Genomic DNA, 26,450 nt, shown 5'->3' on the forward strand with positions numbered 1-26,450 from the left:
GCGCCCTCTGTGGGGCTTCAGGGCAGCACGATCACCGGAATCGTCGGCCGCGACAGCCAGTCGGCGTCCTCCGCCAGCAGCGCCCGCAGCGTCTCCCGGCGCATCAGCAGCGCACCACCGCGACAGGTCGCCAGCCGACGCGACAGCGCGGCCGCGCCCTCGAACCTCAGCGGCATGGCCTCGCCGAACAGAGCCCGCAGCGGATCGGGCACGCACGGAGACTCACCGGCCACGGACGCCACCAGCAGCGGCCCCGCGGCCGCCTCGTGCCAGACCAGCACCGGGCAGGGCGCCGACAGCATCAGCGCGAGACCGCTCGCCCCGAGCCATGCCGTCGACGCGCCCGTCTCGCCGGCCCGGTTCAGCAGCAGCAGGTCGCCGGGCACGGCCAGCGCCAGCGTCTCCTCGAGCACCCGGCCACGCCGCACCTGAAGCGAATGCGGCAGCTGCCGCCCCGCCACCGCACGGGCCAGGGCCTGGCGCACCCGCTCGCCCTGGCGGGCCAGCCCGGCCTCGAGCGCGGCGACGCTGAGCCGGCGCACTCGACCGGAATGGCCCCCGACCTCCCGGGCGAAGGGAAAGGCCGCGCTGTGCAGCAGGTCCTGATCCTCGACGACCAGCACCACCAGCTCGCGCCCCTGCCGCTCGGCGAGACGCACCGCCGCGGCGAGCGCCGCCTGAGCAGGACCGGCAGCATCGTGCAGCGCAAGCACCCTCGCCGGTGTCTCGGGCACCGCCTCCAGGGCGGGACCGGCGTCGTCAGGCTCACTCATCGCCCTTGTCCTCATCTTGCCGGCCGCCGTCGTCATCGCGATGACGCACCGCCTGGCGGAAGCTCGCCAGCCGCTCGGCGACCCGCGCCTCCAGATCGAGGTCCGGCTCGCCGGCGGTCAGCAGCGCCAGCGCCTCCTCCACCCGACGAATCGCATAGAGCCGAAAGCGGCCATCGGCCACGGCCTCGCGCACCTCGGCGTCGAGCATCAGGTGCTCGACGTTGGCCTCGGGCAGGATCACCGCCCGCCCCTCGAGCTCGCCCCGCGCCCGGCACACGGCGAAGAAGCCCTCGATCTTCTCGTTGACGCCGCCCACCGCCTGCACCTCGCCGTACTGGTTGATCGAGCCGGTCACGGCGAAGCGCTGGTCCAGCGGCACCCGGGCAATGGCGGACACCAGCGCACAGGCCTCGGCCACCGAGGCGCTGTCACCCTCGACGCCGCCGTAGGACTGCTCGAAGGCCAGACTGGCCGACAGCGACATCGGCGCGTCCGGGGCATAGCGGCCGGCCAGCCAGCGCGACAGGATCATCACCGCCTTGGCGTGGATCGGACCGCCGAGCTTGGCCTCGCGCTCGATGTCGACCACCTGGCCGTGGCCCGGACGCGCGGTGGCGGTGATGCGGATCGGCTGGCCGAAGCCATGGTCGGTCAGGCGCATCACGGTCAGGCCGTTGACCTGGCCGATCCGCCGGCCGTCGGTGGCGATCATCAGGGTGCCGCGCAAGATCTGCTCGTGACTGCGCTCGCGAATCCGGTCGGCGCGACGGCGCTGCTCGGCCACGGTGCGTTCCACGGCGGCCCGATCGATCGCCGCCTCGCCGGCGGCCTCCGCCCAGTGATCGGCCTCCACCAGCAGATCGTGCAGGTCGCGATGGCGCGCGGTGAGCCGCTGCTGGTCGTCGGCCAGGCGACCGGCCCGCTCGATCACCGCCGCCACCCCCTCGGCGGTCAGCGGCCGGAGATCGGCCTCGGTCGCCAGCCTCGCCACCATGCGCGCATAGTCCTCGAGCCCGGCGGGCGTGCGATCCAGCGTGTCGTCCATGTCGGCCTGAACCTTGAACAGCTCCAGGAAGTCGGGGTCGTGCTCGCAAAGCAGGTAATAGAGCAGCCGGTCGCCGAGCAGCACCACCTTGACGTCCAGCGGCACCGGTTCCGGCTCCAGGGACAGGGTGCTGATCAGCCCGTAGGCCTGCTCGAGGGACTCGGTGCGGATGCGCCCGGTCGACAGCACCCGCTTGAGGGTCTCCCAGGCCCCGGGCTGGCTGAGCAGGCCGCGCACGTCGAGCACCAGATAGCCGCCGTTGGCATGGTGCAGCGCGCCGGGGCGAATCAGCATGAAGTCGGTCAGCAGGGTGCCGTTCTGCACCTGATGCTCGATCCGGCCCACCAGATGCTGGTGGCTGGGCAGATCCAGAAGGATCACCGGCGCCCCGCTGGCGTCGGCGCTGTCGACCAGCAGGTTGAGCCGGAAGCGGCTGAACACCGCCTCCGGCGGGATCTCGGGATCGTCCTCGCGGAAGCTCTCGACGTGGAACAGCAGCGCCTCGCGTATCGCGATGAAATGCGCCAGTACGGCCTCCTGCGCGTCGTAGCGGGCCTCGAGCTCCTCCAGCGGCGCATCGATGGCGTCCCGGAGCATCTCCTCGTTGAGCGCGCCGACCTGCTCGCGCAGGGTCTTGGCCAGCCGGGGCAGCTGGCGGATGGCCTGGGCGAGCTTGGTCTGCAAGATCTCGACGGTGCGCTCGATGCGCTCGCGCTCGGCCTGATCGAGCTGCTGGTAGGCGTCGGGCGAGAGCATCTCGCCCTCGGCATCGGCCGGCGCGAAGGTGAAGCCGCTGGGCGTGGACAGCAGCAGGATGTCGTGCTCGCGGGCCTCGCGGCGCACCGCCTCCACCGCATCGCGCTGCCGCTCGCCCATGGCCTGCTCGAGCTCGTGGAGTCGATTCTGGTATTCGTCGCTCTCGAACACCGCGGGAATGGCGGCGGAGAGCTCCTCGATCAGCCGCTCGATATCGCCGCGCAGCTGGCGCCCGAGCCCCGGCGGCAGGCGCAACAGCAGCGGCACGCTGGGATCGTCGAAATTGTAGCGATAGCAGAGATCGGGCGGCGGCGGCGCCGATGCCGCCTGCCGCTCCAGAAAGCGGGTCACCAGGCCTTGCAGGCCGTGGTCGGGAGGCCCCAGCACGTAGAGGTTGAAGCCGTCATGGCGAATCGCCGTGCCCAGCGTCAGGGCGTCCCGCGCCCGGGGCTGGCCTTCGATCATGTCCAGCGGCGCCAGCTCGCTGGTCAGAGCGAAGTCGAAGTGCTCGCTCGGGCAGCGCCGGAACACCGCCTCCACCTCGAGGGGTTCCACCATGGTCCGTCTCCCTTGTCGTCGGAGACAGTATGGTGGATGCCCGGGAAGGCGGCTCTATGCGGATCAGTCGAGCACGTCGCGGATCACGTCGTAGATGATGTCGTTGGTGATATCGACCAGCACCGCATCGACACCGACGCGGCGCCATTCGTAGCCGTCGTAGTGCGGCAGGTCGCGACGGATGTCGTCGTCGAACCGCTTGCCGATGCCGGGAGGCATGGGCTTGCCGCGGGCCAGGTTCTGCCGCACCCCCGGGGGAATCGAGGCGCGATCCTCACGGGCATAGCGATCGCGATGCCCGTAAAAGATATCGCGGATCAGCGCTTCTTCGAGGCTGGGGCCGTCACGGCCATAGCGGTCGCGGTCACGATCCCAGTCCCGATCATCGAAGCGGCGCTCCTCGTGTCGCTCGCGATCCCGGTCGGTCGCGTCCCGGTGCAGCCGTTCCGATGGCCCCTGACTGCCCTGTCCTCCCTGTCCGCCCTTGGCACGCTCCGGCGGTCCGCCGCCGTTGCCGGGATTGGCCAGCGCCGGCAGCGCCACGAGGCCGAGGATCAGGGCGCCGGTCGGCGCCAGGCGATGGAATCGACGTCTCTGTGAGGGCATGACGGGCATTCTTCCTTTGCCTGAGTGATGCCTGCATTCTAGCCACTCGCGCGCCATCGAGCGTGCAAAGGGCGTGCAGAAACGACGACACCCGGGCCTTGGCCCGGGTGTCGTGATGTCCGACTCAGCGATCTCGGGCGATCAGCCCAGGGTTTCGCCGGCCAGCATGAACCAGGTTTCCAGTACCGCGTCCGGGTTCAGGGACACGGAGTCGATGCCCTGCTCCATCAGCCACTTGGCGAGGTCGGGGTGGTCGGACGGGCCCTGGCCGCAGATGCCCACGTACTTGCCCTGGGTCTTGCAGGCCTGGATGGCCATGGACAGCAGCTTCTTGACCGCCGGATTACGCTCCTCGAAGAGGCCGGCGACGATGCCGGAGTCGCGGTCGAGGCCCAGGGTCAGCTGGGTCAGGTCGTTGGAGCCGATGGAGAAGCCGTCGAAGTACTCGAGGAACTCGTCGGCCAGCAGGGCGTTGGCCGGCAGCTCGCACATCATGATGACCTTGAGGCCGTTGTCGCCGCGCTTCAGGCCGTTGGCGGCCAGCAGGTCGATGACGCCGCTCGCTTCCTCGGTGGTACGCACGAAGGGCACCATGATCTCGACGTTGTCGAGGCCCATCTCGTCGCGCACGCGCTTGATCGCCCGGCACTCCAGCTCGAAGCAGGCCTGGAAGTCCTCGGAGAGGTAGCGCGAGGCGCCGCGGAAGCCGAGCATCGGGTTCTCTTCACCCGGCTCGTAGAGCTTGCCGCCGATCAGGTTCTCGTACTCGTTGGACTTGAAGTCCGAGAGGCGCACGATGACCCGCTGCGGGTAGAAGGAGGCCGCCAGGGTGGAGACGCCTTCGACCAGCTTGTCGACGTAGAAGCTGACCGGGTCGTCGTAGCCGGCGGTACGCACGTCGATGGTCTGCTGCAGATCCGGCGACAGGGTCTCGTAGTCGAGCAGCGCCTTGGGGTGCACGCCGATCATGCGGTTGATGATGAACTCCAGGCGCGCCAGGCCGACACCGGCGTTGGGCAGGCCGGCGAAGCTGAAGGCGCGGTCCGGGTTGCCGACGTTCATCATGATCTTGAACGGGATTTCCGGCATGGCGTCGACGCTGGTGACGTTGCGCTCGAAGGCCAGCTGGCCGTCGTAGACGTGACCGGTGTCGCCCTCGGCGCAGGACACGGTGACCTCGCGGCCGTCCTCGAGCACCTCGGTGGCGTCGCCGCAGCCGACCACGGCCGGGATGCCCAGCTCGCGGGCGATGATCGCCGCGTGGCAGGTACGGCCGCCGCGGTTGGTGACGATGGCCGAGGCGCGCTTCATCACCGGCTCCCAGTCGGGGTCGGTCATGTCGGTGACCAGCACGTCGCCGGCATGGATCTTGTCCATGTCCTCGGGGGTCTCGACGACCTTGACCGCGCCGCTGCCGATGCGCTGACCGATGGCCCGGCCGGTCACCAGAGTGCGGCCTTTTTCCTTGAGCTGGAAACGCTCGAGCTTGCCGCCTTCCTGCTGGGAGACCACGGTTTCGGGGCGCGCCTGGACGATGTAGAGCTTGCCGTCGTCGCCGTCCATGGCCCACTCGATGTCCATCGGGCGGCCGTAGTGCTGCTCGATGATCACCGCCTGGCGAGCCAGTGCCATGACCTGCTCGTCGTCGACGCAGAAGCGCGCGCGGTCGGCCAGCGGGACGTCCACGGTCTCGACCGACTTGCCGGCGCTGGCATCCTCGGTGTAGACCATCTTGATCAGCTTGGAGCCCAGGTTGCGACGCAGCACGGCCGGGCGGCCGGCGGCCAGGGTCGGCTTGTGGACGTAGAACTCGTCGGGGTTCACCGCACCCTGCACCACGGTCTCGCCCAGGCCCCAGGAGGCGGTGACGAAGACCGCATCGCGGTAGCCGGACTCGGTGTCCAGGGTGAACATCACGCCGGAGGCGCCGGTCTCGGAGCGCACCATCTTCTGGATGCCGGCGGACAGCGCCACGTTCTCGTGGGCGTAGCCGCGGTGCACGCGGTAGGAGATGGCGCGGTCGTTGAACAGCGAGGCGAACACCTCGTGCACGGCACGCTTGATGTTGTCGAAGCCTTCGATGTTGAGGAAGGTCTCCTGCTGGCCGGCGAAGGACGCGTCCGGCAGGTCCTCGGCGGTGGCGGAGCTGCGCACCGCGACCTTGAGGTTGGGGTGCATGGCGGCGAGCTTGTCGTAGCTCTCGCGCAGGGCGGCCTCGAAGGTCGGGGGCAGCGGCGTGTCGATCACCCACTGGCGGATCTGGGCACCGACGCGGGCCAGCTCGGCGACGTCATCGACGTCCAGCGTGGACAGCGCCTGGTTGATGCGCTCGTTGAGGCCTTCGTGGGACAGGAACTCGCGGTAGGCGTGGGCGGTGGTAGCGAAACCGCCGGGCACGGTCACGCCGGCCTCGGCCAGGTTGGAGATCATCTCGCCGAGCGAGGCATTCTTGCCGCCGACGCGCTCGACGTCGTTCATGCCCAGCTGATCGAACCACTGAATGTAATCGTCCACGAAACCCCCTTAGGATTGGAAACCGACACCGGAAAGTGCATGACGCAGCGTCATGGGTGGATGCGAACGACTCTATCAACGGCCTTCCATATTCGCCATTGGTCTAACAGCTAAGTCACTGAAGGTTTTTTACAACAATTCGCCGATCCTGGCGTTTCCTGTAGTCGCGCTTGTCTGGCCCCGCGCGAGACTCGACAATGAGGCCATTCTCCCCCGCCCGAGCGAGCCCCATGACACGCACCGCCTTCTTCATTTCCGACGGCACCGGCATCACCGCCGAGAGCCTGGGTCGCAGCCTGCTGGCCCAGTTCGAGAACGTCGAGATCCGCATGCTGACCAAGCCCTACATCGACAGCGTCGAAAAGGCCAAGCGCCTGGTCGAGGTGATCCAGGCCACCGCAGTCAAGGACGGCAACACGCCGATCATCATCGACACCATCGTCGACCAGGACGTGCGCGCCGTGATCCGCGACGCCGAGGGCTTCCAGGTCGACATCTTCTCGACCTTCCTCGAGCCGCTGGAGCAGGAGCTGGCCACCCACTCCTCCTACAGCGTGGGCCGTACCCACGCCATCGGCAGCGACGATGTCTACATGGACCGCATCCAGTCGGTGCACTTCGCCCTGGACAACGACGACGGTGCCCGCACTCACCAGTACGACAAGGCGGACATCATCCTGGTCGGGGTGTCACGCTGCGGCAAGACGCCGAGCTCGCTGTACCTGGCGCTGCAGTTCGGCATCCGCGCCGCCAACTACCCGCTGACCGAAGACGACCAGGACGAGAACGGCAGCCTCAAGCTGCCGCCGGTGCTGGCCAAGCATCGCCACAAGCTGTTCGGCCTGACCATCGATCCGCGCCGGCTGGCGGCGATCCGCCACGAACGACGTCCCAACAGCCGCTACAGCTCCATGGATCAGTGCGTGCAGGAAGTGGCCGAGGCCGAGGCGCTGTATCGTCGCATGCACATCCCCTACATCGATACCACGCGCTTCTCGGTGGAGGAGATCTCGACACGGATGATCGCCGAGACCGGCATCAGCCGACGCTTCTCGCCGCGCTGACCAGGCCTCAGGGAACACCGGGCCCAGGTCACGAAGCGCCTCAACGCACGATATTCAGCCGCCGCAGCCGCGCGATTGCCTCGGCGTCGAGGCCCAGCTCGGCGAGCACGGCATCGCTGTCCTGGCCAAGGCCCGGCGGCGGGCACTCGGAGGTGGCGCTCTCGCCGTCGAAGCGCAGCGGATTGGCCATCTGCGGCACCGACCCGCCGTCGCGACCTTCGAGCGTGCGGCACAGGCCGCGGTGGCGGACCTGGGGATCGTCGAAGGCCTCGGTCAGGGTGTTGATCGGCCCGGCGGGAATGCCGAGGCCTTCCAGGTCGGCCAGCCAGGCGTCGCGCCCTCGTGTCAGGAGCGCCTCGGCGATCCGCGGCACCAGCGACTCGCGGTGGGCAACCCGAGCGGCGTTGGTGGCGAAGGCGGGATCGCCGGACCACTCGGGATGACCCAGCAGCTCGGCCAGGCGCGCGAACTGGGCATCGTTGCCCACCGTCAGCACCAGGTAGCCGTCGGCGCAGGCGAAGGCCTGGTAGGGCACGATATTGGGATGGGCGTTGCCGTGGCGCGCGGGGTTCTCGCCCGTCACCCGGGCGTTGAGCGCCTGATTGGCCAGGGTCGCCAGCTGGACGTCGAGCAGCGCCACGTCGATATGACGCCCCTCGGAGGGTGATGACCCCTTGCCCTGCTGCCGCTCGTACAGCGCCGCCAGCACGCCGATAGCGGCATAGAGGCCGGTCATCACGTCGGTGATCGCCACCCCGGTCTTCATCGGCATGCCGTCGGGCTCGCCGGTCAGGCTCATCAGCCCGCCCAGGGCCTGGATCATGAAGTCATAGCCGGCGCGATGGGCGTAGGGGCCATCCTGGCCGAAGCCGGTGATCGAGCAGCCGATCAGGCCGGGGTTCACTGCCTTGAGACTCTGATGATCGAGCCCGTAGCGGGCCAGACCGCCGACCTTGAAGTTCTCCAGCACCACGTCGGCGCCGGCGGCGAGCCGACGCACCAGCGCCTGGCCCGCCTCGGTGGCGATATCCACGGCCAGCGACTGCTTGCCGCGATTGGCGCAAAGGTAATAGGCCGCCAGACGCTCGGCGCCCTCCTCGCTGCCGTCCTCTCCGCTAACCTCGCCCTCCAGCCAGGGCGGCCCCCAGCCGCGGGTGTCGTCACCGCGCTCGGGATGCTCGACCTTGATCACCCGAGCGCCCAGGTCGGCCAGCAGCTGCCCCGCCCAGGGCCCGGCCAGCACCCGGGACAGGTCCAGCACCACCACGCCTTCCAGCGGTCCGCTCATTGAGTTCCCCCTCCTTTCGGAGCTGCTCCGGCGTCAAGCCATCGAGGAGGCGCTGTGAATACCTCCCTGTACGCTACCGACGCCTTCCTTGGCGTAGGACCTCCTCTCAGGCTTGCCCCCGGCGCTCCTCGCTCGTCGATATAAGCGTTATCCGGTGAAGGCCTGAATGCCGGTCTGCGCCCGGCCGAGTATCAGCGCATGAATATCGTGGGTGCCCTCGTAGGTGTTGACCGCCTCGAGATTCATGACGTGGCGGATCACCGGATACTCGTCGCTGATGCCGTTGCCGCCGTGCATGTCCCGCGCCTGACGGGCGATGTCCAGGGCCTTGCCGCAGTTGTTACGCTTGATCAGCGAGATGGTCTCGGGCACCAGCTGGCCGTCGTCGATCATCCGCCCCACCCGCAGCGCGGCTTGCAGCCCCAGCGCGATCTCGGTCTGCATGTCGGCGAGCTTCTTCTGGATCAGCTGATTGGCGGCCAGGGGGCGACCGAACTGCTGCCGGTCGAGGGTGTACTGACGGGCGGCGTGCCAGCAGGCCTCGGCGGCGCCCATGCTGCCCCAGGCGATGCCGAAGCGGGCACGGTTGAGGCACGAGAAGGGCCCCTTGAGGCCGGTGACGCCGGGCAGACGGGCGTCGTCCGAGACCTCCACGTCCTGCATCACGATCTGACCGGTGGTCGAGGCACGCAGGCTGAACTTGCCGTCGATCCTGGGGGCCGACAGTCCCGTCATGCCCTGCTCCAGCACGAAACCGCGGATCGTGCCCTCCTCGTCCCGGGCCCAGACCACGAAGACGTCGGCGATCGGCGCGTTGGTGATCCAGGTCTTGGTGCCGCTGAGCCGCCAGCCACCGCCGGTGCGCCGGGCACGGGTCGACATGGCGCCGGGATCGGAGCCGTGATCCGGCTCGGTGAGACCGAAGGCGCCGACCCACTCGCCGCTGGCGAGCTTCGGCAGGTAGCGATCCTTCTGGGCCTCGCTGCCGAAGGCGTGAATCGGGTACATGACCAGGCTCGACTGCACGCTCATGGCGCTGCGATAGCCGGAGTCGACCCGCTCGACCTCGCGGGCGATCAGCCCGTAGCTGACATAGTTCATCCCGGCGCAGCCGAAGCCGTCGATGGTCGCCCCGAGCAGGCCGAGCTCGCCCATCTCGGTCATGATCTCGCGATCGAAGCGCTCCAGGCGGTTGGCCTCGCGCACCCGGGGCAGCAGCTGCTCCTGGCAGTAGTCGTGGGCGGTCTGCTGGGCCAGGCGTTCGTCGCCGTCCAGCTGATCGATGAGGCGGAAGGGGTCATCCCAGGTCATGGGAGTGATCTGGCTCATGAAGGCGCTCCGGATAATTTCTACATTTTATAAAAATATAGACCCGAGAAGCCTCCTTGCCAAGCCAGACCAAGGGAGGAGAACACACAGGAAGGAACAAGAAAGGCCGCCGGCGCTGTCACGGCCGCGACAGCGCCGGCGGCGAGGCCTTATTCCTCTTCGGCGCGCGGCAGGATGGCGTTGAGCAGGATACCCACCAGCGCGGCGAGGCCGACGCCCTGCAGCGTGAACTGGCCACCGCCGAGCTGCATGCCGCCGATGCCGAAGACCAGGATCAGCGACACCACCACCAGGTTGCGCGGTGCGGTCAGCGGCTTGCCGGCACGCACCAGGGTGTTCATGCCGACCACCGCGATGGAGCCGAACAGCAGGGTCATGATGCCGCCCATCACCGGGCCGGGAATGGTCTGCAGCACGGCACCGAGTTTGCCGAGGAACGACAGCAGCACGGCGATCACCGCGGTGACCACCATGATCCGCGGATTGAAGGCGCGAGTCAGGGTCACGGCACCGGTGACCTCGGAGTAGGTGGTATTGGGCGGGCCGCCGAACAGCGAGGCCGTGCAGGTCGCCAGACCGTCGCCCAGCAGGGTGCGGTGCAGGCCGGGCTTGTCCAGGTAGTTGCGACGCGTCACCGAGCCGATGGCGATCATGTCACCGATGTGCTCCACCGCCGGGGCGATGGCCACCGGGATCATGAACAGCACCGCCGCCCAGTGGAAGCTTGGCGCCACGAACTCGGGCATCGCCAGCCAGGCCGCCTCGCGCACCGGCGTGTAGTCGACCACGCCCATCAGCGCGGCCAGCACATAGCCGGTGACGATGCCGCCGAGGATCGGGATCAGGCGGATCAGGCCGCGGCCGAACACCGCCAGCACCAGGGTCACCAGCAGGCTGGCCATGGACAGCACCATCGCTCGGCCGTAGCCGATGGCATCGCTGGTGCCACCGGTGGCCATGTCCACCGCGACCGGCGCCAGAGCCAGGCCGATCACCATGATCACCGGGCCCACCACCACCGGCGGCAACAGGTGATGCAGCCAGACGGTGCCCTTGAGGCGTACGATCTGAGAGATCACGATGTAGACCACGCCGGCGGCCAGCAGCCCGCCGAGGGTCGCGGACACGCCGAAGCTCGCCACCGAGCCCTGGATCGGCGCGATGAAGGCGAAGGACGAGGCCAGAAACACCGGCACGCTGTTGCGGGTCACGGCGTGGAACACCAGGGTGCCGATGCCGGCGGTGAACAGCGCCACGTTGGGATCGAGACCGGTCAGCAGCGGCACCAGCACCAGCGAGCCGAAGGCCACGAACAGCATCTGGGCGCCGACGATCAGCGTACGCAGCGGGGATTCGACCGTCGGGGCGGTCGAGGAAGCGGTACTTTCCGTCATCCGAAATCTCCGTAAGAGCCAGGCAGAAAAACGCCCCAGAAGAAGGGGCGTCATAGCAAAGAATCTATTGTTGAGCGGGCACCACGGCGAGCGACGACCAGACAAGGCAAGAAGCGAGGAAAGAGCGGAGTTTACTGAAGTAAATGAGCATCTTGATCGGACTCGCGTGCGAGGCGCTTCTTGTCAATGGTTCGAGCGCAGCCAGGTGCCGGTCAACAATCAGCGGGTGCCGAAGATCTTGTCCCCGGCATCCCCCAGCCCGGGGACGATGTAGCCGTGCTCGTCCAGGCGCTCATCCACCGCGGCGGTGTAGATCTCGATGTCCGGGTAGGATGCCTGCACGCGCTCGATGCCCTCGGGCGAGGCCACCAGCACGATCACCTTCATGTGCTGGCAGCCGCGCTCGCGCAGCATGTCCAGCGTCGCGACCATGGTGCCGCCGGTGGCCAGCATCGGATCGATGACGATGGCCATGCGCTCGTCCATCTCGCCAGCGAACTTGGAGAAGTACGGCACCGGCTCGAGGGTCTCCTCGTCGCGGTAGAGGCCGACCACGCTGATCCGCGCACTGGGAATCAGATCGGTGACGCCGTCGAGCATGCCGAGACCGGCACGCAGGATCGGCACGATAGTGGTCTTCTTGCCCTTGAGCTGCTGGACGGGAATCTTGTTGCCGCTCCAGCCGTCGAGCTCGGTGGTTTCCAGCTCCAGATCCTGGGTCGCCTCGTAGGTCAGCAGCTTGGCCACCTCGCCGGCCAGTTCTCGGAAACTCTTGGTGCTGATACCGGCCTCGCGCATCAGTCCCAGCTTGTGCTGGACCAGGGGATGCTGGATGGCATGGACACTCATGGGGCGGACCTCTTCGGGCGTGGGGATTCGTCGGCAAGCTTAGTCGCACACGGGGCGTGCGCAAAATCGCGCGCCATTCTACCCGCAAGCCGGCCCAAGGTTAAGGCGACCGTTGACAGCGGAACGACACGACTCGATCGTCGTGGAACAGGCGTTGAACGACGCGAAATCAGCGACGGAAACGGCCGTTCCCGGGCGAGTCGCCACTCCCGGGAACGGCGGTCCGTCACTCCGGCGTGGCCGGCAGCTGCCAGTCGACCGGCTCACGGCCGTGCTCGGCGAAGAAGGCATTGGCTCGCGAGAAGTGGTGGTTACCGAAGAAGCCGCGGTGCGCCGACAGCGGCGACGGGTGCGGCGACTCCAGCACCAGATGGCGCGAGGTGTCGATCAACGCCTTCTTCTGGCGCGCGTGGCTACCCCACAGCAGGAAGACCGTGGGCTCGGCGTGCTCGCTGACCGTGGCGATGGCGCGATCGGTGAACGTCTCCCAGCCCTTGCCGCGATGGGAGCCGGCGTTGCCCTGCTCCACCGTCAGCGAGGTGTTCAGCAGCAGCACGCCCTGGCGCGCCCAGTGCTCCAGGTTGCCGTGGTCGACGGGCACGAAGTCGACGTCGGTGGCCAGCTCCTTGTAGACGTTGACCAGCGACGGCGGAATGCGTACCCCGGGACGCACCGAGAAGCACAGGCCGTGGGCCTGGCCCGGCCCGTGGTAAGGGTCCTGGCCGAGGATCACCACCTTGACCCGATCCAGTGGCGTCAGCTCGAAGGCGCGAAACCAGTCGGAGGAATGCGGGTAGATGACCTTGCGGGCGGCCTTCTCGGCCGCCAGGAAGTCACGCAGCGCCTGCATGTAGGGCGCGGCGAACTCGTCGCCGAGCCAGCGCTGCCAGCTGTCGGGTAACGGGCTATTCATGCGTCAGCGCTTGATCCGGTCGGCCAGGGGTTCGACATAGGTCACCCCCATGTCCCAGGGGAACTGGATCCAGCAGTCCTGGGCCACCTCGGTGAGGTACTGGTCAACCAGCGGGCGCCCCTCCGGCTTGGCATAGACGGTGACGAAGTGTGCGCGAGGCAGCATCTCGCGTACCTTGCGCGCCGTCTTGCCGGTATCGACGAGATCGTCCACCAGCAGCCAGCCGTCGCCGTCTTGGTCGACGCCCTTCATCACCTCGAGCGCCCCCTGGTCCTGCCCCTCGTAGCTCTTGATACAGACGGTGTCGATCAGTCGCACATTGAGCTCGCGGGCGATCAGCGCCGCCGGAATCAGGCCGCCGCGGGTGATGGCGACGATGCCCTGGAAGTCGCGCTCGACCAGTCGATGGCAAAGCTCGCGCACGTCCCGGTGCAGCTGGTCCCAGGACACGGTGAAGTGCTGGTGATAGCGATGACTCATGATGGCGTCACTCGTCCTCGGTGAAGGAACAGACCGCGAAGACGTTGAAACCGGCCTCGCGAATACGATCGGCGCCACCCAGGTCCGGGAGGTCTACGATGGTGGACGTCTCCACCACATGGCCGCCGCTGCGGGTGATCAGCTTGGCCGCGGCCAGCATGGTGCCACCGGTGGCGATCAGGTCGTCGACCACCAGGATGCGGTCGCCCTCGCGGAAGGCGTCGCTGTGCAGCTCGACCTCGGCTTCGCCGTATTCCAGCGTATAGGTCTCGCTGATGGTCTTGAACGGCAGCTTGCCCTTCTTGCGCACCGGCACGAAGCTGCAGCCCAGCTCGTAGGCCAGCGGCGCGCCGACGATGAAGCCGCGCGCGTCGATGGCGGCGATGGCGTCGAGCTCCAGGTCCTGGTAGCGGTGCACGAAGCTGTCGATCAGCTTGCGGAAGGCCGAGCTGTTCTGCAGCAGCGGCGTGATGTCACGGAAGTTGACGCCCGGCTGCGGCCAGTCGGGTACGGTGCGGATGACGGACTTGATGTAGTCGCCGTAGATGCTCATCACGATTCTCGTCGGTCGGTGTCAGTCGAGGAACAGCAGCTTGGCGCTGAAGACCAGCGCCAGCACCACCACGGCCGGATTCAGGTCGCGGAAGCGACCGGACAGGGCCTTGATGGCGGCGTAGCTGACGAAGCCCAGGGCGATGCCCTCGGCAATGGAAAAGGTCAGCGGCATGGCGAGTGCCGCAATCAGCACCGGCGCCGCCTCGGTGGCGTCGTTCCAGTCGGCGTGGGCCAGGCTGCCCGCCATCAGCACCGCCACGTAGAGCAGCGCGCCGGCGGTGGCGAAGGCCGGGATGGAGCCCGCCAGCGGCGAGAAGAACAGGCTGATCAAGAACAGCACGCCGACCACCACGGCGGTCAGACCGGTGCGTCCGCCGGAGATGATGCCGGCGGTGGACTCGATGTAGCTGGTGGTGGTCGAGGTACCGAGCGCGGCACCGGCCATGGAGGCGCCGCTGTCGGCCATCATGGCGCGGCCGATACGCGGCAGCTTGCCGTCCTTGTCGAGCAGGCCGCCCCGATGGGCGACGCCGATCAGGGTGCCGGAGGTATCGAACAGGTCGACGAACAGGAAGGCGAACACCACGCTGAGCATGGCCACATCCAGGGCACCGGCCAGGTCGAGCTGCATCAGGGTCGGCGCGATGGAGGGCGGCATGGAGACGATGCCGCCGAACTCGTTATGGCCGAGCAGCATCGACAGCGCGGTGATGCCGAGGATGCCGATCATCACCGCGCCGGTGACGCGCAGGTGTGCCAGCGCCGTGATCACGAAGAAGCCGAGCAGCGCGTAGAGCGCCGCGGGCTCGGACAGATCGCCGAGAGCCACGTAGGTTGCCTCGTTGGCCACCACGATGCCGGAATTCTGCAGCGCGATCATGGCCAGGAACAGGCCGATACCGGCGGCGATCCCCAGGCGCAGCGACATGGGAATCGAGTTGATGATCCACTCGCGGATGCGGAACACGCTAAGCAGGAAGAAGGTGAAACCGGACAGGAAGACCGCGCCCAGCGCCGCTTCCCAGCTGTAGCCCATCCCCATCACCACGCCATAGGTGAAGAAGGCGTTGAGACCCATACCGGGCGCCAGGGCGATGGGATAGTTGGCCCACAGCCCCATGATGAGACAGCCCACCGCGGAGGCCAGACAGGTGGCCACGAACACCGCACCGTAGTCCATGCCGGATTCGGAGAGGATGCTCGGATTGACGAAGATGATGTAGGCCATCGTCAGGAAGGTGGTGATCCCGGCGATGATCTCGGTCTTCGCGTTCGTGCCGTGTTCGGCGAGCTTGAAGTGACGTTCGATCAGGCTTTTCTGCATGGAGAATTCGTCCTGTGCGGCGCTTGGCGTCCTGCTGGGTGCGAGAAAAGCCGCACATGGTAGCGGATGGCGTCCCGGGAATCGAGGCGCCATCCGCTACCGGCGATGCGGCACGGCTTCCTGATATATAAGGGATGCTTGGAACGCTGGCCAGCCGACTGGCCAACGCACGCTGAACGCCTCAGGCGTCGCGAGAGGCCATCACCCGCTCCACCGTCTCGACGATGGCCTGGGTCTGGGGATCGATCTCGATGTTGACGCGGTCGCCCGGCACCCGGTCGGCAAGCACGGTGCGCGCCAGGGTCTCGGGGATCAGATCGACGCAGAAGCGCGGGGCGTGCTCGGCAGTGGCCGGCCGCGCCTCGCCGATGGTCAGGCTGGCGCCGTCGACGCCGATGTAGCCCTTGTCGAACACGAAGCGGCCCAGAGACTCCGGCAGCTCGAACCACAGCCGGCGGTTGTTGGGCGCCTCGTCGAGGGACACCAGCTCGGCGGTGGCGATCACGTGGCCTGACATGGCGTGGCCGCCGATCTCGTCACCGAAGAGCGCCGCGCGCTCGACGTTGACCCGGTCGCCGACGGCCAGCTCGCCGAGGTTGGTGACGCGCAGCGTCTCGCGCATCAGGTCGAAGCTGACGCGCTCGCCCTCGATCTCGGTGACGGTCAGGCAGACCCCGTTGTGGGCCACCGAGGCGCCGATCTCGAGCCCCTCGCCCAGCGCCCCCGGCAGGCGCACTACATGAGTGCGGAAGGCTTCCGCCTCCTCGATGGCCACTACCTCGGCGATGCCCTGCACGATGCCTGTGAACATGTGCTGATCTTCCTCTCGTGTCATGCCGCCCGGACGGGCGCAAAGGCGATCAGTGTAGGGAAAGGCAACACCTGGCGTCCATGGCGGCACCGGTGAGGCGCGGGAGCGACCGGATGCCCCTCCCTGCCCCTTACGCCAGACGTTTTTCCTGTCTCAGGCGTTTTTCTGGGTATTCTCACCATCAGCCCGGCTAGCGAACACCAACTTGGACCAAATGGTTTGACATACGCCCGTTCGAACCCTAGGATACGCGCACATTTTGACGGCGCCGATTTGGACCCGGATTGCGGGCGCCGCTGACGCATGGTTTTCGAGCCGTGCGGCAGGAAGTGCAGCTAAAAGGGTGTGTCCAGCGTTGATGGCCACCCGTCAGGGTGGCCTTTTTTTTGGCCGCTCGCCGGCTGACGGCCCGCCCCTCCCCCGGCGCCACCCCGGTGGCCCAGATGATTCGACTCCAGAACGTATCCAAGACCTACTTCACCAAGGGCAAGCGCGACGGCGTCGAAGCGCTCAAGCCCGTTGACCTGCACGTGCCCCAGGGGCAGATCCACGGCGTGATCGGCCTGTCCGGCGCCGGCAAGTCGACCCTGATCCGCTGCGTGAACCTGCTCGAGCGCCCCACCACGGGCACCGTCACGGTGGACGGCCAGGAACTCACCGGCCTGTCCCGCGACGCGCTCAACCAGGCGCGCCATCGCATCGGCATGATCTTCCAGCATTTCAACCTGCTGACCTCGCGCACCGTCTTCGACAACGTCGCGCTGCCGCTGGAGCTGATGGGCGTGAAGAAAGCGGAAATCCGCGAGCGCGTCACGCCACTGCTGGAGCTCGTCGGCCTGGCCGACAAGGCCAGCCACTACCCGGCCCAGCTCTCCGGCGGCCAGAAGCAGCGCGTGGCCATCGCCCGGGCGCTGGCCAGCCGTCCGCGGGTGCTGCTGTGCGACGAGGCCACCTCGGCGCTCGACCCGCATACCACCGGCGCGATCCTGGAGCTGCTGCAGGACATCAACCAGAAGCTCGGGCTGACCATCCTGCTGATCACTCACGAGATGGAGGTGGTCAAGACCATCTGCCATCGCGTCAGCCTGATCTCCGGCGGCGAGCTGGTCGAGGAAGCCGACGTCGGCGACTTCTTCACCGCCCCCGGCACCCGGCTTGGGCGCGACTTCCTCAACGACTTCCTCGAGCTCGAGCCGCCACGCACGCTGGTCGAACGCCTTGAGGAGTCGCCCGGTGCGAAGACGCATCCGGTGGTACGCCTGGCCTTCTCCGGCGACGCCGTCTCCACGCCGCTGATCTCGCGGCTGGCCCGTGAGTGCGGCGTCGACGTCAGCATTCTTCAGGCCAAGGTGGAGTCGATCCAGGATCGCACCCTGGGCCTGATGATCGCCGAACTGATGGGCGACGCGGACGAGACGCGTCGCGCCATCGCCTACCTGGAAACCCATGACCTGAAGGTGGAGGTGCTCGGCCATGTCCAGCGCGATGATTGAACTGATCCTCGAAGCCACCCTAGACACCCTCTACATGGTGGCGATCTCCGGACTGATCTCCGCCGCGGTGGGCATCCCGCTAGGCGTGCTGCTCAACGTCACCCGACCCCGCCAGGTACTGGCCCAGCCGGCGCTCAACGGCGTGCTGGGCATCATCACCAACGTCGGCCGCTCGGTGCCCTTCATCATACTGATGGTGGCCATCATCCCCTTCACCCGCACCCTGGTCGGCTCCTCCATCGGCACCAACGCCGCGGTGGTGCCGCTGACCATCGCCGCCATCCCGTTCGTGGCACGCCTGGTCGAAGGCGCGCTGAACGAGATCCCGCCGGGCCTGGTGGAAGCCGCCCAGTCCATGGGCGCCACGCCCTGGCAGATCATCACCCGAGTGCTGCTTCCCGAAGCCCGCGGCGGTATCTTCACCGCCCTGACCGTGACCGTCGTGACCCTGATCAGCTACTCCGCCATGGCCGGCGCGGTAGGCGGCGGCGGCCTGGGCGATCTAGGCATCCGCTACGGCTACAATCGCTTCAACCCCACCATCATGCTCATCACCGTGGTGATCCTGGTGGTCATGGTGCAGGGCTTCCAGAGCCTGGGGGACTATCTAGTGCGCAAGAGCGATCACAAGTGAGGGCCGACACTGATTGACTGCTGCGCTCGACATCCTGGCCGCCGGCGGTGCTCGCTCTCCTCATGTAGCAGGCTACACTCCGGGAGCTGCGCTCCGGCGGCAACCAGCCTGTCTTCGCTCGCGACGTCAATCAGCGCCACCCTTCGAGATGGCATCTGGCAAATAACGAAAAGATATTTAAATTACCCTGCTTATTCCTTTAGTATCAAAGCAATACGATAGGAGGTTTAATATATGCGCAGCATCCTGATCGGCGGCCTCGCCGCTTCCGCCCTGGCCCTCGCGATCGGCCAGGCCAACGCCGACGAGCACGGCATCAAGGTCGGCACCGTGGCCGGCCCCGAGACCGACGTCATGCAGGTCGCCGCCGACGTCGCCGAGCGCGAGTACGGCCTGGACGTCGAGATCGTCGAGTTCACCGATTACGTCACGCCCAACGCCGCGCTGGCCGACGGCAGCCTGGATGCCAACGCCTACCAGCACGAGCCGTACATGCAGTCGATGATCGACGACCGCGGCTACGACTTCGCCATCGCCGGCCGCACCTTCGTCTATCCGATCGGCGCCTACTCCGAGAAGTTCGACAGCATCGACGCGCTGCCGGACGGCGCCACCATCGCCCTGCCCAACGACCCGACCAACGAGGGCCGCTCGCTGATCCTGATGCACGAGCTGGGCCTGATCACCCTGGACGATCCGGCGAACCTCGAGGCCACCCCGCTGAACGTGGTCGAGAACCCGCACGACTTCGACTTCCGCGAGATCGAGGCCGCCCAGCTGCCCCGCGTGCTGCCCGATGTGGACATGGCCTTCATCAATAACACCTTCGCCCAGCCGGCCGGCCTGAGCCTGGACGATGCCCTGATCAAGGAAGGCCCGGACTCCCCCTACGTCAACCTGATCGCCGTGCGCGCCGGTGACGAGGACCGCGAGGCGATCCAGCAGCTGGTCGACGCTTACCAGAGCGACGAAGTGGCCGCCAAGGCCGAGGAGCTGTTCGACGGCGCCGCCGTGCCCGGCTGGATCGACGAACCGGAACAGGCCGAGTAAACCGAAGAACCAGACCAGCGCGATCGCAGATCACGCTACCGATGGGGCCGGCCGCTGAGCCGGCCCCTGTCGTTGAAGGAGAGACCATGACCGATTACGCCCTGCTCGCCCGCCAGCTCGACGCCCTGCTGGACACCCGTGACTGGCTGACCAACAGTGCCCAGACCTGCGCCTTCATCATGCAGCAGGTGCCCGAGTTGAACTGGGCCGGCTTCTACCTGCAGCGCCAGCCCGAGGTGCTGTCGCTCGGCCCCTTCCAGGGCCAGCCCGCCTGCCATCCGATTCCGTTCAGCAAGGGCGTGTGCGGCGCCGCGGCGCGCTCCCGCGAGACACAGCGCGTCGAGGACGTCCACGCTATCCCCGACCACATCGCCTGTGACGCCGCCTCCCGGGCCGAGCTGGTGATCCCGATCGTGGTCAACGACCGCCTGTGGGGCGTGCTCGACCTGGACAGCCCGACCCGCAGCCGCTTCGGCGCCGACGACCAGGCCGGCCTCGAGGCCCTGGTGAAGGTGTTCATCGAGCGCAGCGATCTCGGCTAGGGACTTGCTCCGCCCGGCGGCCGCAAATGCCGCCGGGCGGAAGCGCATCGCCCCCCCCCCGCCCGAGCCATAGGCACAACGAAAAACGCCCCGAAGCGTAAGCCTCGGGGCGTTTTTGCGGAATCTGGTAGGACCAGGCGGATTTGAACCGCCGACCTCCACGATGTCAACGTGGCGCTCTAACCAACTGAGCTATGGTCCTGCTGTCGATGTCGCGGCGCGATGGTAGGACCAGGCGGATTTGAACCGCCGACCTCCACGATGTCAACGTGGCGCTCTAACCAACTGAGCTATGGTCCTGCTATCGATGTCGTGTCGCGTTGGTAGGACCAGGCGGATTTGAACCGCCGACCTCCACGATGTCAACGTGGCGCTCTAACCAACTGAGCTATGGTCCTACTGTCGCTGTTTCCGGCGATCTGTGCCGTGACAACGGATGCGTATTTTACGGACCCTGCGAAAATATGCAAGCGCTTTTTCCAGGCACGACACAAACAAGTCACGGTGGATCAGGAGCTTGGCGCTGCACCTTCAGGATCACAGCGCACGCGTTCCACCGCTTCCAGCCAACCGCTATAGAGGCGCTCGCGCTCGCCCTCCTCCATTGACGGGAAGAAGCTGCGCTCGCTCTGCCAGAGTGCCGCTATCTCCTCGAGATCCCGGTACCAGCCAAGTCGCAGACCGGCCAGATAAGCCGCCCCAAGCGCCGTGGTCTCGAGAATGCCCGGACGGTCCACCTGCACGCCCAGCATGTCGGCCAGAAACTGCATCACCCAGCCATTGACCACCATGCCGCCATCCACCCGAAGGGTGCCCGGCGGCGTGCGCATGTCGTCACTCATGCACACCTGCAGATCCCGCGTCTGATAGCAGACCGCCTGGAGGCCGGCGGCCACGATATCGGCAATGCCGGTGTCTCGGGTCAGCCCGAGGATCGCACCGCGGGCCTTGGGATCCCAGTGCGGCGCCCCCAACCCGGTAAAGGCCGGCACCAGGTACACGCTGTTACTACTCTTGGTCTCACGCGCCAGGGACTCGGTCTCGGACGCATCGGCGAACAGCTTCAGCCCGTCACGCAGCCATTGGACGGTCGCTCCAGCCACGAAGATACTGCCCTCCATGGCATAGGTCGGAACGCCATTCAGGCGATAACCCACTGTCGTGAGCAGGCGATTCCGCGAGACTTCCGCCCGCTCGCCGGTGTTGACGATCATGAAGCAGCCGGTGCCATAGGTGCTCTTGCCCATGCCGGGGCGAAAGCAAGCCTGGCCCACTAGGGCCGCCTGCTGGTCACCCGCCACCCCGGCAATGGGCAGCTCGCCGCCGAACCAATGGGCATCGGTGCGACCGAAGTCGTCACTGGAGTCCTTGACCTCGGGTAGCAGGCTGGCCGGGATATCGAACAGCGCCATCAGATCCGGGTCCCAGCGCTGCGAATGAATGTCGAACAGTGCTGTGCGCGACGCATTGGTCGCATCCGTCGCGTGCACCCGGCCACCGGTGAGACGCCAGATCAGGAAGGTATCCACCGTGCCGAATGCCAGCTCGCCACGCTCGGCTCGCTCCCGGGCACCCTCGACGTTATCCAGCAGCCAGGCCAGCTTGGTGGCCGAGAAATAGGGATCGATCAGAAGCCCGGTACGCGCCTGCACCAGCTCGGCATGCCCGGCGTCTCTAAGCCGCTGGCAGTGTTCGGCGGTACGCCGATCCTGCCATACGATCGCGTCGTGAAGCGGCTTGCCGGTTTCCCGATCCCACAGCAGCGTGGTCTCCCGCTGATTGGTGATGCCGATCCCGGCGATCTCCTCGATGGCCACTCCTTGCTCGGCGATCACCTCGCGACAGGTCGCCAGCACGCTCTCCCAGATGGCTTCGGGGTCGTGCTCGACCCATCCGTCGGCCGGAAACCGCTGAGGAAACTCGCTCTGGGCCATCGCGATGCCGCGACTCTCTCGATCGAAGAGTATCGCGCGCGAGCTGGTGGTCCCCTGGTCGATAGCAAGCAGGTAAGAAGCCATGAGAAAGCATCCTGAGATGGCTCGTTGTCACGGGAACACTTTCGCTTTTTCACCGAAAAATGTTCAATTATGATCAAAAGATTACGCTAGCGACTGATAGCACTCAATTGGCGATGCCGCCTCACGACTAAGACTTTCGGCGCCCCCACGGGCCGAGCATCAGCCTGCAGCGGCGTCCGGGTTGGCGCAGATAGCCAACCTTCAAGGAGTTAGCATGACCCCACAGCAGCGCCAGGACAGCATCGTCGAACTCGTTCGACGCCAGGGCTACGCCAGCATCGAGCAGCTCACCGAGCATTTCGCCGTCACCCCGCAGACGATCCGCCGCGATCTCAACCGACTGTCCGGGGAAGGCCAGCTCCGGCGTGTTCACGGCGGCGCCGGCCTCGAATCCAGCACGGTCAACACCGCCTATGCGATGCGCAAGAACCTGAACCTGGAAGCCAAGCAGCGCATCGCGCATCTGCTCGCCCAGCATATCCCCGATCACGCTTCGCTCTTCATCAACATCGGCACCAGCAACGAAGTCGTTGCCGAAGCCCTGCTCGATCACAGCGGCCTCGAGGTCATCACCAACAACCTCAACGTGGCCGCCATCCTCCAGCGCAAGGAAGATTTCAACGTTATCGTCGCCGGCGGCCAGGTCCGCTCGCGGGACGGCGGCATCATCGGCGAGGCGACCATCGACTTCATCCATCAGTTCAAGGTCGACTTCGGGATCATCGGCATCAGCGGCATCGACGAAGACGGCTCGCTGCTCGAGTTCGATTACCAGGAAGTCCGCGTGGCCCAGGCGATCATCCAGAACTCTCGTCAGGTCTTCCTGGCCGCCGACCATTCCAAGTTTCAGCGCAACCCCGTCGTGCGCCAGGGCAACCTCTCCCAGCTCGATGCGCTGTTCACCGACCGACCGCCTTCTGAGCGCATCCAGGAACTGCTTCGCCAGCACGACGTCGCCCTGCACCTCGCCTGAGCGCACCCTGCCCGCCCTCCGCCGCCGCCAGCCCCCTCGTTCGGGGCAACGCGGTTCGCATGACGCCCGCTTGATGTTCGCTTCCAAATACCCTATTTTCGCTTTCCAACATCACCGATATTTCACAAGGGCCTGCGCCCGACGGAGCATGATATGGCGACGTCTCCCGACATTCTGGATCTGTTCGTGATCGGCGGCGGCATCAATGGCGCCGGCATCGCCGCCGATGCGGCCGGGCGCGACCTCTCGGTCGGCCTTTGCGAACAATCGGACCTGGCAAGTGCCACCTCGTCCGCCAGCAGCAAACTGATCCATGGCGGACTGCGCTACCTGGAACATCACGAATTCCGACTGGTGCGCGAGGCGCTGCGCGAACGTGAGGTACTGCTCGCCAAGGCGCCCCACATCATCTGGCCACTGCGCTTCATCCTGCCCCACCGCTCCCATCTGCGTCCGGCCTGGATGCTCCGTGCCGGCCTGTTCCTGTATGACCATCTCGGCAGGCGTGAACGCCTGCCGGCGTCACAGGGGCTCCGCCTGACGCCGGAACTGGGACTGTCCACCGATCTGTCCCGAGGATTCGAGTATTCCGACTGCTGGGTAGACGACGCTCGACTCGTGGTCCTCAACGCCATCCAGGCGCGCGAACAAGGCGCCGAGATCATGGTCGGCACCCGATGCGTCAACGCTCGGGAGGTCGATGGCCACTGGGAAATCGAACTGGAGCACGCGGAAAGCGGCACGCGCTTCACGCGACACGCGCGCACGCTGATCAATGCGGCAGGCCCTTGGGTGGAAGGCGTCATTCGCGGCATGACACCGCGCACGTCGCGTTACGGCGTACGCATGATCCAGGGTAGCCACCTCATCGTCCCGCGGCGCAATCACGACGATCGCGCCTTCATTCTGCAGAACACCGACAAGCGCATCGTCTTCGTGCTGCCCTACGAGGAAGATTTCAGCCTGATCGGCACCACGGACCGGCGATACCAGGGCGATCCCGCCCGGGTCGAAGCCAGCGACGAGGAAATCGACTATCTGCTCGATGTCGTCAACGACCACTTCGAGACTCCCCTGACCCGCCACGATGTCATCCGCACCTTCGCCGGCGTGCGCCCGCTCTGCGATGACGAGTCCGCCGACCCGTCGGCCATGACCCGGGACTACACCCTGGACCTCGACACTCATGGCGCCCCGCTGCTGTCGGTCTTCGGTGGCAAGATCACCACCTACCGCAAGCTGGCCGAGGCGGCCCTCGAGATGCTTTCCCCCTTCCTGACCGGGATGCACCCTCCCTGGACTGCCGCGGCACCGCTGCCAGGGGGCGAGATCGACGACCCAACGAGCTTCGAGGCTCGTCTGCTCGTCGACTATCCCTATCTGGAAGCCCACCAGGCGCGTCGCTTCTCCCGCACCTACGGCACCTTGTGCCGAGCCTTCCTCGACGGCCGCGACAGTCAGGCGGCCCTGGGTGAGGCCTTCGGGGCCGGCCTGACCGCCGCCGAGGTCGACTATCTGGTCGAGCAGGAGTGGGCACGCAGCGCCGAGGACATTCTCTGGCGACGCACCAAGCTGGCGCTTCGAGTCACCGACACCGAGCGACAGCGATTGAGCGACTACCTCGAGGCCGCACTACCGTCCGCCACGCTCGGCCCCGAGACATCGGATGCGGGCGCCCGCCACCCCGCCTGAGCCCGGCCCCAGGCGCGTCGTTGTGGCGACGGCGAACTTATAGAGACGTGATGCTGGCCGGCGCCAGGGGCTCCCGCTCCCGGTGCAGGCTCAGCGCGCGCCCCTCCAGGGCGGTCAGCAGGATCTGCAGCGGATCGCCGTGGCTGACCAGCAGGATCGTCTCGTCGCGGTGGCGCGCCTCCATCTCGTCGATCACGGCGCGCATGCGCGCCGCCACCTCGGCCACGGCCTCGACGCCCCCTTGGCGCAGCGTCGGATCCTGAGCGTCGAGCGCCCAGACCTCGGCATAGCGCGCGTCGCTTTGCCCCTCGAGCTCGCCGAAATGACGCTCCCGCAGGCGCGGCTCGACGGTGAGCGCCAGGCCGAAATGCGTGGCGACGCGCTCGGCAGTCTCGGCGGTCCGCAGAAAGTCCGAGTGCAGGATGCGCCGGGGCCTGGCCCAGCGCCAGTCGGCCAGCAGTTGGTCGAGCTGAGCATGCCCCTGGGACGAGAGGCCGAACCCCGTCAGGCCGAGCGCGGGCGAGCTGATGATCCGCCCCTCCTGGTTGGCCTGGCTGTGCCCGTGACGCATCAGCAGGTAGCGGTTGCGCCAGGCGCCGTCGGCGCCGGGGAAAGTGTTTGACATGGTTTCGTAACAAACCCTAGATTGAAAGAGGTTATTCGGAATCAATCATCAGTGGCTCGCTGATGTCGATATCCGAACATGCAACACACCACATGCCCTAAAACAATAATCGTGAGGCACGCCATGATCTACCCTTCCGCTCGCCCCGGAAATCGCTCGCTCGTCCCCATCGCCCTCTCCACGCTGCTGCCGCTGGCCATGCTGGCGAGCCAGGCCCAGGCGCAGGAGGAGTGCGAGCGCGGCGCACTGGCCAATATCTACTGCGACGAGAATGGCGACATGGTCGCCGACCGGCCGACAGACGAGTCCGAATGGGCCAATCCCGACACGCTGATCTTCGCCTACACTCCGGTCGAGGATCCGGCCATCTACTCCGACATCTGGCAGCCGTTTATCGAGCACCTCGAGGAGGTGACCGAACGCGACGTGCGCTTCTTCGCCGTGCAGTCCAACTCGGCCCAGGTCGAGGCCATGCGCAGCGGCCGCCTGCACATCGCCGGCTTCTCCACCGGCCCGACCCCCTTCGCCGTCAACCTGGCGGGCGCCGTGCCCTTCGCGCTGATGGGCTCTGACGACGGTCGCTTCGGCTACACCCTGCAGCTCTATACCCACGTCGATTCCGGCATCGACGAGATGGAGGACCTGAGGGGCAAGCGCGTCGCCCACACCTCGCCGACCTCCAACTCCGGCAACCAGGCGCCGCGGGCACTGTTCCCCGAAATGGACATCGTGCCCGGCGAAGACTATGAGGTGGTGTACTCCGGCAGTCATGATCAATCCATGCTCGGGGTAGTGGCCCAGGACTACGACGCGGCTCCGGTGGCCTCGGAGGTGGTCGATCGCATGGCCGCCCGCGGCCTCTACGATCCGGAAGACGTCAAGATCATCTACGAGTCGGACAGCTTCCCGACCACTTCCTACAACTACGCCCACAACCTGCATCCCGACCTGGTCGAGAAGATCGAGGAGGCCTTCTTCAGCTTCGAGTTCACAGGCACCGAGCTTGGCGAGGAATTCGAGGGCGTCGAGAAGTTCGTCCCCATCAACTATCAGGACAACTGGAAGGTCATCCGCACGATCCAGAGTGCCAACGGCGTCGAGTACACCCCCGACAACCTCCAGTAACCTTCACGAGTCAGCGGCGCCGGCCTTCCCGCAGGGCCG

23 protein-coding genes and 3 tRNA genes are annotated in these 26,450 nt (G+C 66.7%); 8 read left to right on the forward strand and 18 right to left on the reverse strand.

Annotation, left to right across the window (positions count from 1 at the left end; translation table 11 throughout):
- Window positions 1–17: 17 nt before the first annotated feature.
- From UN84_RS08600 to ppsA, 4 genes are all read right to left on the reverse strand, one after another.
- Window positions 18–773 carry a hypothetical protein gene (locus UN84_RS08600; RefSeq protein WP_052719407.1) on the reverse strand — a complete coding sequence of 252 codons (756 nt, stop codon included), beginning with the start codon at window positions 771–773 and terminating at the stop codon, window positions 18–20.
- A complete protein-coding gene (locus UN84_RS08605) occupies window positions 766–3,132 on the reverse strand; it encodes a Lon protease family protein (RefSeq protein ID WP_046080288.1) in 2,367 nt (788 codons plus the stop codon). The genes UN84_RS08600 and UN84_RS08605 overlap by 8 nt, the downstream gene beginning before the upstream one ends.
- Before the next feature lie 63 nt (window positions 3,133–3,195).
- The gene (locus UN84_RS08610) at window positions 3,196–3,738 is read right to left on the reverse strand and encodes an anti-virulence regulator CigR family protein (RefSeq protein WP_046080287.1); all 543 of its coding nucleotides are present in this window, start codon (window positions 3,736–3,738) and stop codon (window positions 3,196–3,198) included.
- Between the two features lie 141 nt (window positions 3,739–3,879).
- Window positions 3,880–6,252 (reverse strand): phosphoenolpyruvate synthase, encoded by a 2,373-nt coding sequence (ppsA, locus tag UN84_RS08615; protein WP_107182000.1) that lies wholly within the window; start codon window positions 6,250–6,252, stop codon window positions 3,880–3,882.
- 230 nt (window positions 6,253–6,482) lie between these two features.
- On the opposite strand from ppsA, the gene ppsR reads away from it, so the two are divergent.
- The gene (gene ppsR / locus UN84_RS08620; RefSeq protein WP_035598661.1) at window positions 6,483–7,316 is read left to right on the forward strand and encodes a posphoenolpyruvate synthetase regulatory kinase/phosphorylase PpsR; all 834 of its coding nucleotides are present in this window, start codon (window positions 6,483–6,485) and stop codon (window positions 7,314–7,316) included.
- Window positions 7,317–7,356: 40 nt separating this feature from the next.
- Here ppsR and UN84_RS08625 read toward each other — a convergent pair whose 3' ends face one another.
- From UN84_RS08625 to UN84_RS08665, 9 genes are all read right to left on the reverse strand, one after another.
- Window positions 7,357–8,604 (reverse strand): CaiB/BaiF CoA transferase family protein, encoded by a 1,248-nt coding sequence (locus UN84_RS08625; RefSeq protein ID WP_046080284.1) that lies wholly within the window; start codon window positions 8,602–8,604, stop codon window positions 7,357–7,359.
- Between the two features lie 147 nt (window positions 8,605–8,751).
- Window positions 8,752–9,933 (reverse strand): acyl-CoA dehydrogenase, encoded by a 1,182-nt coding sequence (locus UN84_RS08630; protein ID WP_046080283.1) that lies wholly within the window; start codon window positions 9,931–9,933, stop codon window positions 8,752–8,754.
- A 149-nt stretch (window positions 9,934–10,082) separates the two neighbouring features.
- On the reverse strand, window positions 10,083–11,327 hold the full coding sequence (locus UN84_RS08635; protein WP_046080282.1) for a uracil-xanthine permease family protein: 1,245 nt from the start codon (window positions 11,325–11,327) through the stop codon (window positions 10,083–10,085).
- A 219-nt stretch (window positions 11,328–11,546) separates the two neighbouring features.
- Window positions 11,547–12,176, reverse strand: coding sequence for a uracil phosphoribosyltransferase (gene upp, locus UN84_RS08640; protein WP_046080281.1), 630 nt, complete (start codon window positions 12,174–12,176; stop codon window positions 11,547–11,549).
- A gap of 226 nt (window positions 12,177–12,402) precedes the next feature.
- Window positions 12,403–13,089 (reverse strand): uracil-DNA glycosylase, encoded by a 687-nt coding sequence (gene ung / locus UN84_RS08645; protein ID WP_046080280.1) that lies wholly within the window; start codon window positions 13,087–13,089, stop codon window positions 12,403–12,405.
- 3 nt (window positions 13,090–13,092) lie between these two features.
- Window positions 13,093–13,572 carry a xanthine phosphoribosyltransferase gene (gene gpt / locus UN84_RS08650; RefSeq protein WP_046080528.1) on the reverse strand — a complete coding sequence of 160 codons (480 nt, stop codon included), beginning with the start codon at window positions 13,570–13,572 and terminating at the stop codon, window positions 13,093–13,095.
- Window positions 13,573–13,576: 4 nt separating this feature from the next.
- Window positions 13,577–14,122 (reverse strand): adenine phosphoribosyltransferase, encoded by a 546-nt coding sequence (locus tag UN84_RS08655; protein ID WP_016854700.1) that lies wholly within the window; start codon window positions 14,120–14,122, stop codon window positions 13,577–13,579.
- Between the two features lie 21 nt (window positions 14,123–14,143).
- On the reverse strand, window positions 14,144–15,448 hold the full coding sequence (locus UN84_RS08660) for an NCS2 family permease (RefSeq protein WP_035598646.1): 1,305 nt from the start codon (window positions 15,446–15,448) through the stop codon (window positions 14,144–14,146).
- A 181-nt stretch (window positions 15,449–15,629) separates the two neighbouring features.
- Window positions 15,630–16,259: a riboflavin synthase gene (locus tag UN84_RS08665; protein ID WP_046080279.1), complete on the reverse strand. Its 630-nt coding sequence runs from the start codon at window positions 16,257–16,259 to the stop codon at window positions 15,630–15,632.
- Between the two features lie 443 nt (window positions 16,260–16,702).
- Here UN84_RS08665 and UN84_RS08670 point away from each other — a divergent pair, with 443 nt between their 5' ends.
- The 4 genes from UN84_RS08670 (at window position 16,703) to UN84_RS08685 (ending at window position 19,978) form a co-directional block, all read left to right on the forward strand.
- Window positions 16,703–17,752 carry a methionine ABC transporter ATP-binding protein gene (locus UN84_RS08670; RefSeq protein ID WP_035598734.1) on the forward strand — a complete coding sequence of 350 codons (1,050 nt, stop codon included), beginning with the start codon at window positions 16,703–16,705 and terminating at the stop codon, window positions 17,750–17,752.
- The gene (locus UN84_RS08675; protein WP_035598641.1) at window positions 17,733–18,386 is read left to right on the forward strand and encodes a methionine ABC transporter permease; all 654 of its coding nucleotides are present in this window, start codon (window positions 17,733–17,735) and stop codon (window positions 18,384–18,386) included. Before UN84_RS08670 ends, UN84_RS08675 begins: the two co-directional genes overlap by 20 nt.
- A gap of 234 nt (window positions 18,387–18,620) precedes the next feature.
- Window positions 18,621–19,436, forward strand: a complete 816-nt coding sequence (locus tag UN84_RS08680; RefSeq protein ID WP_046080278.1) for a MetQ/NlpA family ABC transporter substrate-binding protein — start codon at window positions 18,621–18,623, stop codon at window positions 19,434–19,436.
- Between the two features lie 86 nt (window positions 19,437–19,522).
- Window positions 19,523–19,978, forward strand: coding sequence for a GAF domain-containing protein (locus tag UN84_RS08685; RefSeq protein WP_046080277.1), 456 nt, complete (start codon window positions 19,523–19,525; stop codon window positions 19,976–19,978).
- Window positions 19,979–20,103: 125 nt separating this feature from the next.
- Here UN84_RS08685 and UN84_RS08690 read toward each other — a convergent pair.
- The 4 genes from UN84_RS08690 to glpK all read right to left on the reverse strand — a co-directional run bounded on the left by UN84_RS08690 (window position 20,104) and on the right by glpK (window position 21,996).
- Window positions 20,104–20,180 (reverse strand) — tRNA-Val (locus UN84_RS08690).
- Window positions 20,181–20,201: 21 nt separating this feature from the next.
- Window positions 20,202–20,278 (reverse strand) — tRNA-Val (locus tag UN84_RS08695).
- A gap of 21 nt (window positions 20,279–20,299) precedes the next feature.
- Window positions 20,300–20,376, reverse strand: a tRNA-Val gene (locus tag UN84_RS08700).
- Window positions 20,377–20,487: 111 nt separating this feature from the next.
- Window positions 20,488–21,996 carry a glycerol kinase GlpK gene (gene glpK, locus UN84_RS08705; protein ID WP_046080276.1) on the reverse strand — a complete coding sequence of 503 codons (1,509 nt, stop codon included), beginning with the start codon at window positions 21,994–21,996 and terminating at the stop codon, window positions 20,488–20,490.
- Between the two features lie 214 nt (window positions 21,997–22,210).
- Between glpK and UN84_RS08710 the strand changes: the two genes are divergently transcribed.
- The gene (locus UN84_RS08710; RefSeq protein WP_035598632.1) at window positions 22,211–22,969 is read left to right on the forward strand and encodes a DeoR/GlpR family transcriptional regulator; all 759 of its coding nucleotides are present in this window, start codon (window positions 22,211–22,213) and stop codon (window positions 22,967–22,969) included.
- Window positions 22,970–23,122: 153 nt separating this feature from the next.
- Entirely contained in the window at window positions 23,123–24,661 is a 1,539-nt protein-coding gene (gene glpD, locus UN84_RS08715; protein WP_046080275.1) for a glycerol-3-phosphate dehydrogenase, read from the forward strand.
- Window positions 24,662–24,698: 37 nt separating this feature from the next.
- On the opposite strand, the gene UN84_RS08720 is transcribed toward glpD, so the two are convergent.
- Window positions 24,699–25,286 (reverse strand): histidine phosphatase family protein, encoded by a 588-nt coding sequence (locus tag UN84_RS08720; RefSeq protein WP_046080274.1) that lies wholly within the window; start codon window positions 25,284–25,286, stop codon window positions 24,699–24,701.
- 123 nt (window positions 25,287–25,409) lie between these two features.
- Between UN84_RS08720 and phnD the strand changes: the two genes are divergently transcribed.
- The gene (gene phnD / locus UN84_RS08725; RefSeq protein ID WP_082090964.1) at window positions 25,410–26,411 is read left to right on the forward strand and encodes a phosphate/phosphite/phosphonate ABC transporter substrate-binding protein; all 1,002 of its coding nucleotides are present in this window, start codon (window positions 25,410–25,412) and stop codon (window positions 26,409–26,411) included.
- The last annotated feature ends 39 nt before the right edge of the window (window positions 26,412–26,450 follow it).

This window comes from Halomonas sp. HG01 (genome assembly GCF_000968715.2).
GTDB classification, from domain to species: domain Bacteria; phylum Pseudomonadota; class Gammaproteobacteria; order Pseudomonadales; family Halomonadaceae; genus Halomonas; species Halomonas halophila.

Bases quoted from the DNA above. Each gene is read 5' to 3' on its own strand.
- glpD (WP_046080275.1), top strand. From the start codon at position 23,123: ATGGCGACGTCTCCCGACATTCTGGATCTGTTCGTGATCGGCGGCGGC.
- UN84_RS08720 (WP_046080274.1), bottom strand. From the start codon at position 25,286: ATGTCAAACACTTTCCCCGGCGCCGACGGCGCCTGGCGCAACCGCTAC.
- ppsR (WP_035598661.1), top strand. From the start codon at position 6,483: ATGACACGCACCGCCTTCTTCATTTCCGACGGCACCGGCATCACCGCC.
- UN84_RS08675 (WP_035598641.1), top strand. From the start codon at position 17,733: ATGTCCAGCGCGATGATTGAACTGATCCTCGAAGCCACCCTAGACACC.
- glpK (WP_046080276.1), bottom strand. From the start codon at position 21,996: ATGGCTTCTTACCTGCTTGCTATCGACCAGGGGACCACCAGCTCGCGC.
- UN84_RS08655 (WP_016854700.1), bottom strand. From the start codon at position 14,122: ATGAGCATCTACGGCGACTACATCAAGTCCGTCATCCGCACCGTACCC.
- upp (WP_046080281.1), bottom strand. From the start codon at position 12,176: ATGAGTGTCCATGCCATCCAGCATCCCCTGGTCCAGCACAAGCTGGGA.
- UN84_RS08660 (WP_035598646.1), bottom strand. From the start codon at position 15,448: ATGCAGAAAAGCCTGATCGAACGTCACTTCAAGCTCGCCGAACACGGC.
- UN84_RS08610 (WP_046080287.1), bottom strand. From the start codon at position 3,738: ATGCCCTCACAGAGACGTCGATTCCATCGCCTGGCGCCGACCGGCGCC.
- UN84_RS08635 (WP_046080282.1), bottom strand. From the start codon at position 11,327: ATGACGGAAAGTACCGCTTCCTCGACCGCCCCGACGGTCGAATCCCCG.
- UN84_RS08605 (WP_046080288.1), bottom strand. From the start codon at position 3,132: ATGGTGGAACCCCTCGAGGTGGAGGCGGTGTTCCGGCGCTGCCCGAGC.
- UN84_RS08600 (WP_052719407.1), bottom strand. From the start codon at position 773: ATGAGTGAGCCTGACGACGCCGGTCCCGCCCTGGAGGCGGTGCCCGAG.
- UN84_RS08665 (WP_046080279.1), bottom strand. From the start codon at position 16,259: ATGTTCACAGGCATCGTGCAGGGCATCGCCGAGGTAGTGGCCATCGAG.
- UN84_RS08670 (WP_035598734.1), top strand. From the start codon at position 16,703: ATGATTCGACTCCAGAACGTATCCAAGACCTACTTCACCAAGGGCAAG.
- UN84_RS08685 (WP_046080277.1), top strand. From the start codon at position 19,523: ATGACCGATTACGCCCTGCTCGCCCGCCAGCTCGACGCCCTGCTGGAC.
- UN84_RS08680 (WP_046080278.1), top strand. From the start codon at position 18,621: ATGCGCAGCATCCTGATCGGCGGCCTCGCCGCTTCCGCCCTGGCCCTC.
- ung (WP_046080280.1), bottom strand. From the start codon at position 13,089: ATGAATAGCCCGTTACCCGACAGCTGGCAGCGCTGGCTCGGCGACGAG.
- UN84_RS08710 (WP_035598632.1), top strand. From the start codon at position 22,211: ATGACCCCACAGCAGCGCCAGGACAGCATCGTCGAACTCGTTCGACGC.
- UN84_RS08625 (WP_046080284.1), bottom strand. From the start codon at position 8,604: ATGAGCGGACCGCTGGAAGGCGTGGTGGTGCTGGACCTGTCCCGGGTG.
- UN84_RS08630 (WP_046080283.1), bottom strand. From the start codon at position 9,933: ATGAGCCAGATCACTCCCATGACCTGGGATGACCCCTTCCGCCTCATC.
- phnD (WP_082090964.1), top strand. From the start codon at position 25,410: ATGATCTACCCTTCCGCTCGCCCCGGAAATCGCTCGCTCGTCCCCATC.